This is a genomic window from Synechococcus sp. CC9605, assembly GCF_000012625.1.
Classification (GTDB): Bacteria; Cyanobacteriota; Cyanobacteriia; order PCC-6307; family Cyanobiaceae; genus Parasynechococcus.
In genome coordinates, this window is the sequence record NC_007516.1 from 842,293 (window position 1) to 857,836 (window position 15,544).

General features: G+C 62.6%; 16 protein-coding genes. 9 read left to right on the plus strand and 7 right to left on the minus strand.

Going from position 1 to position 15,544, the window contains the following annotated elements; genetic code table 11:
* The first annotated feature begins 34 nt into the window (after window positions 1-34).
* The gene (locus SYNCC9605_RS04405) at window positions 35-703 is read left to right on the plus strand and encodes a hypothetical protein (protein ID WP_011363864.1); all 669 of its coding nucleotides are present in this window, start codon (window positions 35-37) and stop codon (window positions 701-703) included.
* Here the strand turns inward: SYNCC9605_RS04405 and sodX are convergent.
* Genes sodX through SYNCC9605_RS04425 form a run of 4 tightly spaced genes read right to left on the minus strand, consistent with a single transcriptional unit; the run spans window position 686 to window position 2,565 of the window.
* Window positions 686-1,018, minus strand: a complete 333-nt coding sequence (gene sodX, locus SYNCC9605_RS04410) for a nickel-type superoxide dismutase maturation protease (RefSeq protein WP_011363865.1) — start codon at window positions 1,016-1,018, stop codon at window positions 686-688. The two genes, SYNCC9605_RS04405 and sodX, sit on opposite strands and share 18 nt — an antisense overlap.
* Before the next feature lie 50 nt (window positions 1,019-1,068).
* Entirely contained in the window at window positions 1,069-1,542 is a 474-nt protein-coding gene (gene sodN / locus SYNCC9605_RS04415; protein WP_011363866.1) for a superoxide dismutase, Ni, read from the minus strand.
* A gap of 42 nt (window positions 1,543-1,584) precedes the next feature.
* Window positions 1,585-2,184, minus strand: a complete 600-nt coding sequence (locus SYNCC9605_RS04420; RefSeq protein WP_011363867.1) for an FKBP-type peptidyl-prolyl cis-trans isomerase — start codon at window positions 2,182-2,184, stop codon at window positions 1,585-1,587.
* A gap of 51 nt (window positions 2,185-2,235) precedes the next feature.
* Entirely contained in the window at window positions 2,236-2,565 is a 330-nt protein-coding gene (locus SYNCC9605_RS04425; protein ID WP_006850663.1) for a phasin family protein, read from the minus strand.
* A 53-nt stretch (window positions 2,566-2,618) separates the two neighbouring features.
* Here SYNCC9605_RS04425 and SYNCC9605_RS04430 point away from each other — a divergent pair, with 53 nt between their 5' ends.
* The gene (locus tag SYNCC9605_RS04430) at window positions 2,619-4,034 is read left to right on the plus strand and encodes an apolipoprotein N-acyltransferase (protein ID WP_011363868.1); all 1,416 of its coding nucleotides are present in this window, start codon (window positions 2,619-2,621) and stop codon (window positions 4,032-4,034) included.
* Here the strand turns inward: SYNCC9605_RS04430 and mnmA are convergent.
* Window positions 3,986-5,137: a tRNA 2-thiouridine(34) synthase MnmA gene (mnmA, locus tag SYNCC9605_RS04435; RefSeq protein ID WP_011363869.1), complete on the minus strand. Its 1,152-nt coding sequence runs from the start codon at window positions 5,135-5,137 to the stop codon at window positions 3,986-3,988. The two genes, SYNCC9605_RS04430 and mnmA, sit on opposite strands and share 49 nt — an antisense overlap.
* A gap of 51 nt (window positions 5,138-5,188) precedes the next feature.
* On the opposite strand from mnmA, the gene SYNCC9605_RS04440 reads away from it, so the two are divergent.
* Together SYNCC9605_RS04440 and SYNCC9605_RS04445 are read left to right on the plus strand one after the other, a co-directional pair.
* Window positions 5,189-6,712 carry a bifunctional ADP-dependent NAD(P)H-hydrate dehydratase/NAD(P)H-hydrate epimerase gene (locus SYNCC9605_RS04440; protein ID WP_011363870.1) on the plus strand — a complete coding sequence of 508 codons (1,524 nt, stop codon included), beginning with the start codon at window positions 5,189-5,191 and terminating at the stop codon, window positions 6,710-6,712.
* A gap of 179 nt (window positions 6,713-6,891) precedes the next feature.
* Window positions 6,892-7,830 carry an RpoD/SigA family RNA polymerase sigma factor gene (locus tag SYNCC9605_RS04445; RefSeq protein ID WP_011363871.1) on the plus strand — a complete coding sequence of 313 codons (939 nt, stop codon included), beginning with the start codon at window positions 6,892-6,894 and terminating at the stop codon, window positions 7,828-7,830.
* A gap of 45 nt (window positions 7,831-7,875) precedes the next feature.
* Here SYNCC9605_RS04445 and pdhA read toward each other — a convergent pair whose 3' ends face one another.
* Window positions 7,876-8,961 carry a pyruvate dehydrogenase (acetyl-transferring) E1 component subunit alpha gene (gene pdhA / locus SYNCC9605_RS04450; protein ID WP_041434499.1) on the minus strand — a complete coding sequence of 362 codons (1,086 nt, stop codon included), beginning with the start codon at window positions 8,959-8,961 and terminating at the stop codon, window positions 7,876-7,878.
* Window positions 8,962-9,062: 101 nt separating this feature from the next.
* Between pdhA and SYNCC9605_RS04455 the strand changes: the two genes are divergently transcribed.
* From SYNCC9605_RS04455 to SYNCC9605_RS04475, 5 genes are all read left to right on the plus strand, one after another.
* On the plus strand, window positions 9,063-11,054 hold the full coding sequence (locus SYNCC9605_RS04455) for an IMS domain-containing protein (protein ID WP_011363873.1): 1,992 nt from the start codon (window positions 9,063-9,065) through the stop codon (window positions 11,052-11,054).
* Between the two features lie 68 nt (window positions 11,055-11,122).
* The gene (ffh, locus tag SYNCC9605_RS04460; protein ID WP_011363874.1) at window positions 11,123-12,601 is read left to right on the plus strand and encodes a signal recognition particle protein; all 1,479 of its coding nucleotides are present in this window, start codon (window positions 11,123-11,125) and stop codon (window positions 12,599-12,601) included.
* Window positions 12,602-12,679: 78 nt separating this feature from the next.
* Window positions 12,680-13,087, plus strand: a complete 408-nt coding sequence (gene rpsP, locus SYNCC9605_RS04465; RefSeq protein WP_011363875.1) for a 30S ribosomal protein S16 — start codon at window positions 12,680-12,682, stop codon at window positions 13,085-13,087.
* Window positions 13,088-13,095: 8 nt separating this feature from the next.
* Complete coding sequence (locus SYNCC9605_RS04470; RefSeq protein ID WP_011363876.1) at window positions 13,096-14,091, plus strand: PhoH family protein; 996 nt, start codon at window positions 13,096-13,098, stop codon at window positions 14,089-14,091.
* Window positions 14,092-14,159: 68 nt separating this feature from the next.
* On the plus strand, window positions 14,160-14,891 hold the full coding sequence (locus SYNCC9605_RS04475; protein WP_011363877.1) for a Bax inhibitor-1/YccA family protein: 732 nt from the start codon (window positions 14,160-14,162) through the stop codon (window positions 14,889-14,891).
* An 86-nt stretch (window positions 14,892-14,977) separates the two neighbouring features.
* Here the strand turns inward: SYNCC9605_RS04475 and SYNCC9605_RS04480 are convergent, their stop codons facing one another.
* On the minus strand, window positions 14,978-15,499 hold the full coding sequence (locus SYNCC9605_RS04480) for a hypothetical protein (protein WP_011363878.1): 522 nt from the start codon (window positions 15,497-15,499) through the stop codon (window positions 14,978-14,980).
* Window positions 15,500-15,544 lie beyond the last annotated feature (45 nt).

Genomic DNA, 15,544 nt, shown 5'->3' on the forward strand with positions numbered 1-15,544 from the left:
CTGATGCAGAATTGGGACATTCAGGCGGTTCTTTGTGCTGATTAGCCTTTTGACCGGTGTTGCAGCCGGGGCCGTTCATGTGGTGGGTGGTGCTGATCACCTGGTGGCAATGGCGCCCTTCTCCCTGAGCAAGCCATGGGCCGCCTTTCGTCACGCCCTGGCTTGGGGTGCTGGTCACTCCACCGGAGTCGTGGTTCTTGCGTTGATCGCCATTGGTCTGAAAGACCTGGCCCATGTGGAGGCGATGTCGTCCTGGGCGGAATTTCTCGTGGGTGTTGCCCTGCTGGTGGTGGGTGCCCTGGCCGTGCGCACGGCGTTCGGGCTGGAACTGCACACCCATCAGCACCGCCACGACGGTGCCGCAGAGCATCGTCATCTTCATCTGCACGTGCGCGGCGCCAGCAACCACCGTCGCCACGTCCACGCCTCCTCCGGGCTGGGCTTGCTGCATGGACTGGCGGGGGCCAGTCACCTGCTCGCGGTGATCCCAGCCTTGGCCCTGCCGCCCCACGCCGCTGTCGGCTACCTGGTGGCTTACCTGCTTGGGTCCATAGGCGCCATGGTGGCCGTGGTGTCTGTGGTGTCGTTCCTCACGCTCCGCAGCGGTGCCCGGCTGATGCCCTTCCTCGTGGGTGGGACAGGTGCTCTCTCGATCATCACCGGGGCCATCTGGCTGCAAAAGACCTCACCGGCTCTGTTCTGATTCCCCGCGCGGCAACCGACCCACCACCTCGCCAATCAACAGATTGGTTGGCACCGCTCCGAGTTGGCGGCTGTCGGTGTTTTCAGAGGGGTTGTCCCCCAGCAACCAAAACCCTCTGCTGTCCAATCGGTTGAGGCGCTTGATCAGGCGCAGCTTGCTGCGTTGTGGATGCCAGGTCACGACCACGGATCCCAGGCAGGGTGCGGTCTTCCGTCCCAGCCGTCTGACCAGAACCCGATCTCCGGGTTCAAGGGTGGGTTGCATCGATCGTCCTTCGATGCGCAGCAGCAGGCGTCGGCCACAAAAAAGCAGCAACAGGTCGCGAAGACCTGCTGCTGCGATGGGGGGATTGGTTCTGTTCGAACTCAGGATGCGGTGACCCAGGCGTCGGAACGGCCCTTGGACTGCCAGAACATGCCGTGGATTTTCTCAACGGCGGCCATCAGTTCCTCGGCCTTGGCCTGATCGATGTTCACCTTGCAGGCGCTGCAGAGTTTGGCTGCTTTCCAGAAGGTGTCGTGCAGGTCGGGGAAGGTGGCCAGGTGATCGGGCTTGAAGTAGTCGGTCCAGAGGATCAACAGCTCTTTCTTGGTCTTCTGAGCTTCCTCTTCCTTGATGGCCACGTAGCGGCCGAAGGTGTTGTTGTAGGCGGCCAGGGCAGCAGCGTCACCAGAGGCGGGAGCTTCCATCGCCTTCAGCTTTTTGGTCATCGACAGCACGGCTTCGGCTGCCACGCGAGCGGAAGCCGGGTCGTACACGCCACAAGGACCGTCGCAATGGGCTTCTGCTACGGGGGCAGGGAGGGCACATGCAAGGGTGGAAAGGGCCGAGCGCAGCATCGGTTCAAAGCGGAATTGTCTTGGCTTGAGCCTAGCTTCCGCTCACTTCTTCACGTCGAGCAGTTCCACCTCGAAGATCAAGGTTGCGTTGGGGGGAATCACGCCACCGGCACCCCGGCTTCCGTAGGCCAGGTCGGAGGGGATCACCAGCTTGCGTTTGCCACCAACTTTCATCCCGGCAACACCTTCATCCCAACCCTTGATCACCCGACCAGCCCCGAGGGGGAAGCTGAAGGGTGTGCCCCGGTCGTAGCTGGCATCGAACTGGAGTCCGTCTTCCAGGGTGCCGCGGTAATGCACCACCACCGTTTGGCCGGGGGTGGCCTCTTCGCCGCTGCCCACCTCCAGCTCGATGATTTTCAGACCACTGGCGGTGATGGTGGTGTCGGGGGCATCGAGGGGGCCACCCAGGGCTGAGGCGTCTGCGGATGCGGAATCGTTGGCCATGGCGAAAAGAGTCGGGTTGGGGTCGTCAGGGTCAAGTTCGAAGCTCAACGCCTTTTGGGGTTTCGAAGCTTCGCTGCGAACGGCAGCAGGCTGCACCGGGGCTGCGGAAACAGTGGAGGGGGCCACGATCTGGCTGACCAGCGCCAGGAGCAGGCAGGCCACACAGACCGTTGTGCTGATGATGATGTCGCGCACGTAAAGGCTTCTATTGCGCTGATTCTGACCTCCTGTCCGCGGCGTCGGCGTTCATTCAGGCCGGTTCATCTGCCGCAGCTGTTGCTCGAGGCGATCAATGCGGCCGCGCAGCTCGTCCACTTCTTTCTGGCTGGGAACGCCAAAGTCCTGGAGCAGGTTGTCGCGGTTGCGTTCCAGGTTGCGCCCCATCTGCTGTTCCAGCTCGGGGGTTTCACCGCGCAGGGCCTTGAGCACGTCGTCCACCAGAGCGGATGCTTCATTCGGATCCAGTCGGCCACTGCTCACCCAGTTCTGGGTGACGCCGCGCAGACGCTCAGCAACGAGGGTGGTGGTGCCCAGGCCGCGGAGCAGCAGTTGCTGGAGAGGATTCGCGGCATCCATGGCGACAGGTGGGCGGGTCCGATCCAGGATGCCTTCGGCCGGGACTGCTGACCATGGGCAATCACCAACTGCAGGCCGGATCGCGGGCGCTGCTTGGCGGCGTTCTGGCCGGCGTGGCTCCATGCCTTGGCGGGCCATTGTTGATGGTCCCCGCCCTGGCGCTGCTCTGGTCCGTGGCTGAGCGTCCCCGCTGGTCGGCGGGCTGGGGACTGCTGGCCGTTTTGATCAGTCACCGTTGGCTGCTGGCCCTGCATCCACTCACCTGGATGGGCGTCCCCGCCTGGCTCAGCCTGCCTGTAGCACTGGCGCTCTGGCTGGCCTGCGGGAGCCTTGCCGCTCTGCTTCTGGCCGGATGGTCTGTGTTGGCGCGGCGGTTGCCTCATCACTGGCCGCGTCCAGTGCGGCTGATGTTGCTGGCCGGGGTCTGGGCCCTGGCCGAACTGGTGCTTTCGGGTTCGCCGCTGTTCTGGATCGGCGTCGGCGGCACCACCCTGCCCTGGGACCGTCCCCTGGCGGGATTGGCCCGCTGGTTTGGTTCCGGAGGGCTGACATGGCTGCAGTTGTGCTGGGGCTGCTGCCTGCTGGCGCTGTTCGAGCAACCCGCTTCCTGGCGTCGCTGGGGCCTGCTCGGATTGGCCAGTGTGCTTCTGGCCCATGGTTTGGGCAGCTGGCTGTTGTCGGCGCCGCCGCCGCCGGTCGACTCCGTTGCTCTGGGGGTCTGGCAACCCGCCGTTCCCACCCGAGAAAAATTCGATCTGGAACGTCAACAGGCGCTTCCAATGGCTCTGGTGGATGCGATGCGTCAGCTGGAGCCCAACAATCCAGCTGCTGTGGTTGCTCCGGAGGGAGCGCTGCCGGCGCGTTTTCAGCTGCCGGCCGAAGCTCCAGCCATGCCTCTGATCAGTGGCGGATTCCGTTGGGTGCGGGGTCAGCAACGGAGTTCCTTGTTGCTCTACGAGCCGCCCGATTGGTTTCCCGTTCCTCTGGCTGACAAGCACCGTCTCGTGCCGATCGGGGAATGGATTCCGCCTCTTCCTGCCGGGCTGACGGCGGGACTATCTGCGGTGGGGGGATTGTCCCCCGGTCCGGCCCCGAGAACGATGGCGGTGGTGGAACCCCCTGCGGCCGTTGCGATCTGCTACGAGATCGCCGATGGTCTGGCTTTGGCCCGCGCCGCTGCCGATGGAGCGACCTGGCTCCTGGCCATCGCCAATCTCGACCCCTACCCGCTCCAGTTGCAGGAGCAGTTTCTGGCTCTGGCGCAGTTAAGGGCGATCGAGACAGGACGGGATCTGCTCAGCGTTGGCAACACGGGCCCCACGGCGCTGATTTCGGCCAACGGGTCGGTGCAGAGGTTGTTAGCGCCTGAAGCCTCGGGGGTCGCCGAGGCCGTCGTTCAGGTGCGCCAGCGCGTCACGCCCTATTCCCGTTGGATCAGCCCCCCACCCAGAACGGTTTCACCGTCGTAGAACACCGCCGCCTGGCCTGGTGTGATCGAGAACTGCTCCTCCTCAAAGCTGAGACGGCAGCGGTGGGGCCGTTCCCGCTGCTGATCTGCTTCGATGGCCGGGAGGGGTGAAAGCTCCGCACGCACTGGTGTACTGCGATAGCGCACCTGTACCTCAACGGTTCGCGGTGCCTCGATCGGGTCAATCGAGACCCAGTTCACCGCGCCCACCACGCAGCTGTCTCGGCCAGCCTCGGCCCGGGGTGCCACGACCACCCGATTCATGGCAGCGTCAAGGCGGATGACGTGAAGGGGCTCGCCCCAGGCCACACCGAGCCCTTTGCGCTGACCGACGGTGAAGTGTTCAATGCCGTCGTGCTCGCCCACAACAGTCCCGTCCGCCAGCACGATTTCCCCCTGCCGCGGTGGCAGATAAGCATCCAGGAACGCCCGCATCGATCCGTGGTGGTCGGCCAGGCAAAGATCCTGACTCTCCGGTTTTTCTGCGGTGCGCAGACCGTGGCGGGCGGCTTCGAGTCGCGTGTCGGGTTTGGTCAGCTCCCCCAAGGGGAAAACGATGCGCCCCAGAACCTCCTGGGGTAAGTCATAGAGGAAGTAACTCTGGTCCTTGCGGGTATCGAGGCCCCGCAGCAGCTGATGGCGCCCTCGATCGCCGCCATGGCGGATCCGGGCGTAGTGGCCGGTGGCGATTCGGGGCAGCTTGCGCTCCTGCAGAGCCCAATCGAGCATTGGTCCGAACTTCACCGATCGGTTGCACTGGGAGCAGGGCAATGGCGTGATCCCATCGCGATAGCCATCCACCAGCCGTTGAACGATTTCCTGTTGGAACGTTTCGCGCATGTCCACCACGTGGTGGGGAATGCCCAGCTGTTCACAGATGCCGGCCGCATCCACCAGCCCCTCGGCGCAACAGGCTCCTTTCCCGCTCATCAGCCAGAGCGTCAGGCCTTCCACCTCCCAGCCCGCCTCCACCAGCAGTGCCGCCGTCAGGGAACTGTCGACGCCTCCAGAGAGACCAATGGCCACACGATGCTCCCCGGGCCATTGCCTGAGGCGCTCAAGAGCAGCCTCTCCAGCGCGGGTTGTGGTGGATCCGACGGCCATGGGCGGCGCAGGGAGTTCTCTCCATAGTGAGGTCCCGGCAACCTTCAACTGGTGTGGCCTCCCGCTGATTCCGATCACGTGCTGGTGGATGCCGCGTCCATGGCGGCTGCGGAACAGAGGTTGTTCGAGAGCGGAATGCCCGTCGCCGCCTTGATGGAGAAGGTGGGGCTGGCCATGGCGGCTTGGCTGCTGGCACGCCGGGATCTGCTGCGCCATGGCGTGGTTGTCCTGGTGGGACCGGGTCACAACGGTGGCGATGGTCTGGTGGTGGCCCGGGAGTTGCACCTGGCTGGCATCGAGGTGTCGTTGTGGTGTCCCCTGCCGATTCGCAAGACCCTCACCGCTGAACATCTGCGCCACGGGGAGTGGCTTGGTCTGCGCCAACGGATTGAAGAGCCCAATCCAGGCGGAGCCGAACTGTGGCTGGATGCGGTCTTCGGGCTCGGCCAGAGTCGGCCGCTGCCAGAGCTCTTGGCGGACCTCTTCCGGCGCCGCCAGCATCTTCGGCCTGGAGCTTTGATCAGCCTGGATGTGCCGTCGGGCCTTTGCTCCGACCAGGGAACCGTGTTGGGCGAGCAGGCGGCCTGTGCCTCGGTCACCCTCAGTGTTGGCTGGTTGAAGCGTGGGTTGTGTCTGGACCCGGCCCGTTCCTGGGTTGGAGCATTGGTGCGGATTGATCTGGGGTTGCCCCCTGCGGTGATGGGCAACGCCGCAGCGGTCTTGCCGCGCCGTCTGCCGGTGACAGAGGCCTGCTCGGCCCCGTTACCGCCGCTGCCGCCCACGGCGATGAAGTACGAGCGGGGCCGCTGCCTGGTGGTGGCGGGCAGTGATCGCTACCCCGGCGCAGCACATCTGGCGCTGCGGGGTGCCATGGCCAGTGGCTGCGGCTGCGTTCAGGCCGTTGTGCCGCCCCGTCTTCAATCCACCTTGTGGCAGGTGTTGCCGGAGGTGATGCAACTGGAGGACGGGGTGATTCCAGAGCGGCTGGATGCGGTTTTGGTCGGTCCCGGGCTGGGGAAGCTCACCCATTGGTGGAGCCAGTGGTCGGAGCAGATGCTCAGCGTCTCCGGTTTGCTGGTGCTCGATGCCGATGGCCTCAATGGCCTGGCGGCCAGTCCTCAGGGGTGGCGCTGGTTGTTGAAGCGGCGGGGGGCGACATGGCTGACGCCTCATGCGGCTGAGTTTTCCCGGTTGTTTCCAGATTGTGATGCGGGTGATGCGCTTGAGAAGGCGATCGCCGCGGCCCGCTGCAGCCGTTGCTGCATTTTGCTAAAAGGTGCGCATTCCGTGCTAGCTGATCCAACGGGTGCGGCGGTGGTGCTCACATCCACGAGCCCCCATGTGGCCCGCACCGGCCTGGGTGATCTGCTGGCCGGTTTTGCCACCGGTTGGGGCGCCCAGACAGTTGCGTCACAGCAGCAGCCCGGGCTTGAAAGCTTCGCTGCCGCTGCGTCTTTGCACGGTTTGGCGGCCGCTCGTGCTCGCTCCAGTGATGCTTCAACGATTGCGGATTGTTTGAAAATCAATACAGCGCGGTGTCAGAAAAAGCAAACAACGATGTTCAACGAAGTCTGAACAAATGATTTGTTTTGATTGCCTCGGCTTGCAGGTACTAAAAGAGCTTTTCTTGATTTTTAAATCTTTCGCAAATCTGAAATGTTGCGGTTTGCTGTTCTGAATCTGAAGGGTTGCTGAAAACACTTCGACATTCTTTCTGTTCGTAGGAAAGTCAACTCACTTCCGCAGCACCCAAGGTGTCCACAGCTTCCAAGCCGCTGGAGACGCAACGTCGGCGCAGCAGCGACCCCGTCAGTTGGTATCTCGCCACCATCGGCAGAATTCCACTGCTGACCCCAGCCGAAGAAATCGAGCTGGGCAATCAGGTGCAGGCGATGATGGCCTTCACCGAAGACGGTTCCCGTGAAATCGAGGATGGAGAACTCACCACGGCACAGCGCCGTCTCCTGAGGATCGGTCGCCGCGCCAAAGAGCGGATGATGAAGGCCAATCTTCGTCTTGTGGTCAGCGTCGCCAAGAAATATCAAGGCAAGGGTCTGGAGTTGCTCGATCTGATTCAGGAGGGCTCCCTCGGCCTCGAGCGTGCTGTTGAGAAATTTGATCCCACTCGCGGTTACAAGTTTTCCACCTATGCCTTCTGGTGGATCCGCCAGAGCATGACCCGGGCCATTGCCTGCCAGTCGCGCACGATTCGTCTTCCCGTTCATCTCAGTGAGCGGCTCACCACGATTCGCAAGGTCAGTCTTGATCTGGCCCACAAGCTCGGCGCCATGCCCAGCCGTGTGGAGATCGCTGAAGCGATGGATATCCCCTTGGATGAGCTCGATTCGCTGCTGCGCCAGGCGCTCACCACCAGCAGCCTGGATGCTCCCGTCAACGGTGAGGAGGGGCGCAGCTTCCTTGGGGATCTAATCGCTGATTCATCCCTCGATGAACCGCTCGACATCGTTGAACAGCGGATTCATCACGAGCAGCTGGGCCGCTGGCTGAGTCACCTGAGCGAGCAGGAGCAGCACGTTCTGCGCATGCGCTTCGGGCTTGAGGGCAACGAGCGTCACACGCTTGCTGAAATTGGACGCCTGATGGAGGTGTCCCGCGAGCGGGTGCGTCAGGTTGAACTCAAGGCGCTGCGGAAGTTGCGCAACCTCACCCGACGACTTCCGAGCGGCATCTGAGCCGCCACGTGAGTCGATTGATTCGGTTGATCCAGGTCAGCTGAATCAGTCTTCAGCCCAGATGTATCGGGTGAGTTCTGCTGGGTCTGGCTCGGGTGCGGAGAGGGCGAAGTCAACGCAGTCCTGAACGATGTCGTCGATATCCTTTTCAATGGCGCGCAGTTCATCGCTGTTCACCAGACCCGCTTCGGTCAGGTCCCGCTCGAGGGCTTTGAGGGGATCACGCTTGGCCCAGAACAGCTTCTCTTCCTCCGCTCGCAGTTCGTCCGGATCAGCCAGAGAATGCCCGCGGAAGCGATAGGTCAGGCATTCCAGCAAGGTCGGACCTTCACCGGCCCTGGCCCGTTCCACGGCGCGTTGGGCCGCTGCCCGCACCGCCAGAACGTCCATGCCATCCACTTCCTCTCCGGCCATGCCGAAGGAACTGGCCTTGCGCCAGATCTCCGGGTCACTGGTGGCCCGGTCGTGGGCCATGCCGATGGCCCACTTGTTGTTCTCGACCACGAAGATGATCGGCAGCTTCCACAGCTGCGCCATGTTCATGCATTCGAAAAACTGACCGTTGTTGCAGGTTCCATCGCCAAAGAAAGCTGCCGTCACGGCGTTGCTTGAGGCATCACCAAGGGCGTCGCGCTTGTAGCGGCTGGTGAAGGCAGATCCGAGCGCTACGGGAATGCCTTCGGCGATGAAGGCAAAGCCGCCAAGAAGGTGGTGCTCCTTGGAGAACAGGTGCATCGAACCGCCGCGGCCTTTGCTGCAACCGGTCTCCTTGCCGAAGAGTTCGCTCATGACTTCGCGGGCCGGCACACCAGCGCTCAAGGCATGCACGTGGTCGCGATAGGTGCTGCAGAACCAGTCGTGCTGTCGTTTCATCGCACCGATCACGCCGGTGCTGACCGCTTCCTGACCGTTGTAGAGGTGCACGAAGCCGAACATCTTGCCCCGGTAGTACATCTCGGCGCACTTGTCCTCAAAGCGTCGGCCCAGGGTCATGTCCCGGTAGAGCTCCAAGCCGGTGTCCCGCTCCACAGTGGCCCGTTGTGTGGTGACCAGCTTGGAAAGCCGTTCGGCGTGGGGACCAGCAGTCGCAGTGCCAATCGGAGCGGAATCGACAGCGAGGTCCTGACCCATGTCCACCTGAGGGATTGCGATCAACTTTAAGGGCCAACCGATGAGCGATGGGCAAAACCCCTGACACTGACTAAGATCCGCGTCTCCTCGCAGCGGCGCTGTTGGATCTGCCCATTGATCATTTCCGACTTCTGGGCATTAGTCCATCGGCAGGCCCTGAGGCAATCCTGCGCCGCTTGGAAACCCGCTGTGACAGTCCACCGGATCAGGGCTTCACCCATGAGGCTCTGCTCCAACGCGCCGATCTGCTGCGTCGCTCCGCCGATTTGCTGACCGATCCCGCGGACAGGGCTGAGTACGAAGCCGCTCTGTTGCGCCTCAGCGAATCCCATCCGAACGGCACGGTGGGATTGGACCTCCCTACCAGCAGTGAGGTGGCGGGTCTGATTCTGCTCTGGGAAGCCCATGGGGCTCTCGAGGCCTTTCAGCTGGCAAGGCAGGGGCTCCAGCCCCCCCAGGCTCCAGCCCTCGGCAGTGGCCGTGAAGCGGATCTGACGCTTCTGGCCGCCCTGGCCTGCCGCGATGCTGCCTTGGAGGAACAGGAGCAACGGCGCTATGAGTCGGCGGCCCAGCTGTTAATCGAGGGCATTCAGCTGCAACAGCGGATGGGCAAGCTGCCCGACCAGCAGCGCCGGCTGGAAAACGATTTGCAGGGGCTCACTCCCTTCAGGATTCTCGATCTGCTGAGTCGTGATCTTGGCGATCAGGCCTCCCATCAACAGGGTTTGAAGCTGCTGGATGAGTTGGTCGTGGCCCGGGGCGGCCTGGAGGCCGCTGATGTTGATGACGATCAGCCCGGCAGCCTCAGCCAGGAGGATTTCGAATCGTTCTTTCACCAGATCCGCCGCTTCCTGACCGTTCAGGAGCAGATCGATCTGTTCAGCCGCTGGTTTGAGGCGGGCGCCGCCGATGCCGGTTTCCTCACGGTTCTGGCCCTCACTGCCGCAGGCTTCTCCCGGCGCAAGCCCGAGTTTCTCGAGCAGGCGCGTGAGCGGATGCAGACGGTTGCCAATGCCGACCTCGATCCCATGCCTCTGCTGGGGTGTCTGGATCTGCTGCTGGGCAACGTAAAGGATGCGGATCGGCATTTCGCCGTCCTGCGGGATCCGGATCTGCAGGCCTGGTTCCTCAATCACCCGGGTGATCGGTTGGCCGCGCAGTGCGAGTACTGCCGGGCCTGGCTTGAACGTGATGTCTTGCCGGGATATCGCGACGTGGACGCCTCGGTTGCTGATCTCGATGCCTGGTTCGCTGATCGTGATGTGCAGGGCTTTGTCGATCGTCTCGATCGCAAGGCGTCGCGGCAGATCGGATCCGACGACATGACCTTGGCCTGGGCAACGGCAGGCGATGCATCCCTTGGAGAGCCGAGCGAACCAGCTGAATCAGACCAGACGGTTGACTCCGAAGACGCGGATGCCACACCGCTCTGGCAGCAACGTTGGCTCCGCCCCGCTGCTGCAGCGCTTGCACTGATCGGAATCACCGTTGCAGGTTTTGCCCTGGTGCGACGCAACTGGAATCCCGCGTCGCAGACGGCGCAAACCGCTTCACCGTCCGCTGTGGAAGAGGAGGTTGAAGCAAAGCTGGAGCTCGACGCTGCTTCATCCCCCGTGGATGAAGAGCTCGTGGATGAAGACCCCATGGATGACGAGCCCATTGCGAGTCTGAAGCCCGATCTTGAGCCTTCAGCACCTTCTGAGCCACTGGTGAGTGATGCCCCGACGGAAGCCGAGCTTCAGGCCTTGCTCCAGGGATGGCTTGATGCCAAAGCGTTGACACTGTCTGGCCAGCCAGCCGATCTGTCCGTCGTGGCGAGGCGGCCCCTACTGAAGCGCGTGGAGCAGGAGCGGGCAGCTGATCAGGCTGCAGGGCGATCCAAGTCGATTGATGCATCAATTACCACCATTGAGGTGGTCGACCGCAAGCCTCAAAGGATTGAATTGCTGGCCCAGGTGGCCTACAGCGATCGCCTGAAGTCTGGCGACGGAACCGTCATTGAAGAGACAGCGCCGACTGATTTCATTGTCACCTACGTACTCGGCAGGGATGGAACCCAATGGCGTTTGCACGACTACATCCCGGGCTCCTGAGTTGCTGAATCGGATTGCATGACCGTCGCTTTTTACGATCACCCCATTGATCCAGGGGCGTAACGCCGATGTTCGACGAGCTTTCAGCCCGTTTTGAGGATGCGGTCAAAGGGCTGCGCGGCCAAGACAGCATCAGCGAAACCAACGTCGATGGGGCTCTGAAGGACGTCCGTCGGGCCTTGCTTGAAGCCGACGTCAGCCTGCCGGTGGTGAAGGAATTCGTGGCTGATGTCCGCGACAAAGCCGTTGGTGCCGAGGTGGTGCGCGGTGTCAGCCCGGATCAGAAGTTCATCCAGGTGGTCCACGAACAGCTGGTGGAGGTCATGGGGGGCGATAACGCTCCTCTGGCCAAGGCGGCTGACGCTCCCACCGTCGTGTTGATGGCCGGTCTTCAGGGTGCCGGTAAAACCACCGCAACGGCTAAGTTGGGCCTCCACCTCAAGGATCAGGGACGTCGGGCCTTGATGGTTGGTGCCGACGTCTACCGACCAGCCGCCATCGAGCAGCTGAAAACACTCGGTGCTCAGATCGATGTGGAGGTGTTCAGCCTCGGTGCTGAGGCCAAGCCTGAAGACATTGCGGCCGCTGGTCTGGCCAAGGCGAAGGAGGAAGGGTTCGACACGCTCCTGGTCGACACCGCCGGTCGCCTCCAGATCGACACCGAGATGATGGAGGAGATGGTGCGGATCCGCACCGCTGTGCAGCCCGATGAGGTGCTGCTGGTGGTGGATTCGATGATCGGCCAGGAAGCGGCCGAACTCACCCGTGCCTTCCACGACCAGGTGGGGATCACCGGTGCGGTGCTCACCAAGCTCGACGGTGATTCCCGTGGCGGTGCCGCCCTCTCGATCCGCAAGGTGAGCGGTCAGCCGATCAAGTTCATCGGCACCGGCGAAAAGGTTGAGGCCCTGCAGCCGTTCCATCCCGAACGGATGGCCAGTCGCATCCTCGGCATGGGTGACGTGCTGACGCTGGTGGAGAAGGCCCAGAAGGAGGTCGAACTCGCCGACGTCGAAAAGATGCAGAAGAAGCTGCAGGAGGCGACGTTTGATTTCTCGGACTTCGTCAAGCAGATGCGCCTGATCAAGCGCATGGGCTCGCTGGGGGGTCTGATGAAAATGATCCCGGGCATGAACAAGATCGATGACGGCATGCTCAAGCAGGGGGAACAGCAGCTCAAGCGCATCGAGGCAATGATCGGTTCGATGACCCAGCAGGAGCGGGAAAATCCCGACCTTCTGGCGAGTCAACCCTCAAGGCGTCGCCGGATCGCCAGCGGCAGCGGTCATCAGGCTGCAGATGTGGACAAGGTGCTGGCTGACTTTCAGAAGATGCGTGGCTTCATGCAGCAGATGAGCCAGGGCAACATGCCCGGAACGGGAGGCATGCCCGGTATGGGTGGAATGCCTGGGATGCCCGGAATGGGAGGCGTGCCGGGAATGCCAGGCATGGGCGGCATGCCTGGAGGTAGTGGTCGTCCGGGTCGTGGGGGACCACCGAAGCGACAGCGACCCGCCAAGAAGAAGAAGGGCTTCGGGGACCTGTGAGGGCGGAACGGTATGGTGGTTGTTTGGCAGGCGTTTAGGCGCCGCCGGACCACCTCTTTCCTTCACTCCAGGGCCACGATGATCAAGCTCCGCCTGAAGCGGTTTGGCAAGAAGCGGGAAGCGAGCTTCCGCCTCGTGGCCTGCAATAGCACCTCACGTCGGGACGGTCGTCCCCTCCAGGAGCTGGGCTTCTACAACCCGCGGACGAAGGAAACCCGTCTCGACACCGAGGCGATTCGTGAGCGTCTGGGTCAGGGTGCCCAACCCACTGATGTGGTGCGCACCCTGCTCGAGCGCGGCGGTCTTCTTGAAAAGACCGTGCGTCCTGCCGAGACCGTCGGCAAGGCCAAGCAAGCGGCCAAGCGTGAGGCTGATGCCAAGCAAGCCGCCAAGGAGGCTGCCGAGGCTAAGGCTGCAGCAGCTGATGAGAAAGCTGCAGAAGCTGAAGCTTCTGATTCCGCAGAATCCGAATCCACCGAGGGCTGATCATTCCGGTGTCTGACGACGGCGAACGCGGCCGTTTCGTTCTCGACCTGCCTGATCCCGATGCTGCACTGGCCTTGGCTGGTGAAGCGGAAACAACCCTGCATCGCCTGGAAGCTCTGACAGGAGCCTCCATGGTGTTGCGGGGTCTTCAACTGGTGATCACCGGGCGGCCAACGCAGATTGAGAGGGCTGCTGCGGTTGTGGAATTGGTGCGCCCGATCTGGCAGGACGGCCAGTCGGTGTCACCGGTGGACCTCCAGTCGGCGCTGGGAGCGCTCAACACCGGCCGCGGCGATGACCACGCCGCCATGGGCGAGCAGGTGTTGGCGAAGAGCCAGAAGGGCAATCTGCTTCGCCCGCGCACCCTGCGCCAGAAGAAATACGTGGATGCCATGGAGCGCCACGACCTCACCTTTGCCCTCGGCCCTGCCGGCACCGGCAAAACCTTTCTCGCCACCGTTCTCGCGGTTCGGATGCTTACCGAACGCAAGGTGGAGCGTTTGATTCTCACCCGGCCGGCTGTTGAAGCTGGGGAGCGCCTGGGGTTCCTGCCCGGCGACCTGCAGCAGAAGGTGGACCCCTATCTGCGTCCGCTCTATGACGCCTTGCATTCCCTGCTCGGCGCGGAGAAAACCCACGTGCTGCTGGAGAAGGGTGTGATTGAGGTCGCTCCCCTGGCCTACATGCGGGGCCGCACTCTCAGCGATGCCTTTGTGATCCTGGATGAGGCGCAGAACACCACGCCGGCCCAGATGCGCATGGTGCTCACCCGTCTGGGAGAGCGTTCGCGAATGGTCGTGACCGGTGACATCACCCAGGTGGATCTGCCTGCCACTGTGCAGAGCGGTTTGGTGGAGGCATCTGAGGTTTTGGAGGGCGTTGAAGGGGTCGCCGTCTGCCGCCTTACTTCGGCGGATGTGGTGCGTCACCCCCTCGTGCAGCGGGTGGTGGAGGCCTATGCCCGACGGGACGAACGCAAAACGCCAAAAGTTCAACGTCGATAGGGAGATCCACACCCCAATCCCTTGTCACCGCTGGCAGGATGTGATGAGTCTTTGGTGACTTGGTCGACATGCCAGCAAGCAGCAATTTCCAGGAAGCGATCCGCGAGGCGCAATCGAGTGCCCTCGTCGGCCCCAACGTTGTCAACAAGGCGCTGCCCTACGTCGGCGGCGGCATGGTGCTCACCTCAATCGGGGTGATTGGTGGTCTCTCGATGATGGCCACTCCGCTGTTCATGCCCCTGTTCTGGGTGGCTGTGATCGGCAACCTGGTGCTGTTCTTCGTGGCGCAGAACGTCGCCTTGAAGGGCAACAACGCCACAGCCTTGCCGCTGCTGTCGATCTACAGCTTGATCACCGGGTTCACCTTGAGTGGTCTCGTGGCTTTGGCGGGAGCCGTTGCGGGTGTGGGTGCGGTTGGCACCGCCGCACTGGCCACCGGCATCACCTTCGTGATTGCATCGATCGTCGGCCGCCGCATGAGCGATTCCGTTGGTCAGGCCCTGTCCGGTGTGGTGGGTCTCGGCCTGGTCGGCCTGATCCTGGCGATGGTCGTTCAGTTCATCGGTGGCATCTTTGCCCCCGCGATGTTCCATGGCACCAGCTTTGAGCTGATGATCGCCGGCTTCGGCACCGTGTTGTTCATTGGTGCCGCTTTTGTCGACTTTTACACGATGCCCCGCTCCTACCGGGATGACCAATACCTGGCAGGCGCTTTGAGCATGTACCTCACGTACATCAACCTGTTCATCTTCATCCTGCGTCTGATCATCGTGCTCAACGGCGGTGGTCGTCGCGACTGAACGTCGCGACTGACGATTTCAACTCAATCGAATCATTCCTTGCCCCGGCCTGCCCGGGGCTTTTCTTATGGCTCAGCCTTCAACCTTCAGCCCTCCGCCACGGCATAGACGCTGTCTCCAATCGCTTGTTTCTGCTCGGCGTCGTACCCCCACTTCTCCAGGAAGGCGACGTCCTCACCGCAGTTGTCGAGGGCTGCGGCCAGCAGTTGCTCTAGGCGCTCTTTCACCTCCGCTGGTTCCAGCAGCCTGAGCAGTTCAACACAGCGGCTGCTGACCCGCTCCGAGCCTGCCTGCTGCACCTCATCTCCCGTGCGCCGGTGATGAACGGCCATGGCTGTGCTCATGGCCAGATTGCGAACGCTCAGATCCACAACGCCAGCACCGGCGCCGCGCAGCTGACCGACGACGGCGTCGGGCAACCGATCCATCAGCACGCTCTCGCCCGCCAGGCTTACCACGAAAAATCCCCGGGCCCCATCGCGGCTGGCCACCATTTCACCGATGCGGTCGGCCAACACCTCATCGCTGATCTCCTCGTTGTCCCACTGCTGCAGCCAGGCCGCTGTGATTTCCATGGCCTGCTGGAAGGTGGGCTGCTGATCCGCCATGGACCTGTTCAATTCCTGCTCTCAGGCTATGGGTCGATTCAACGG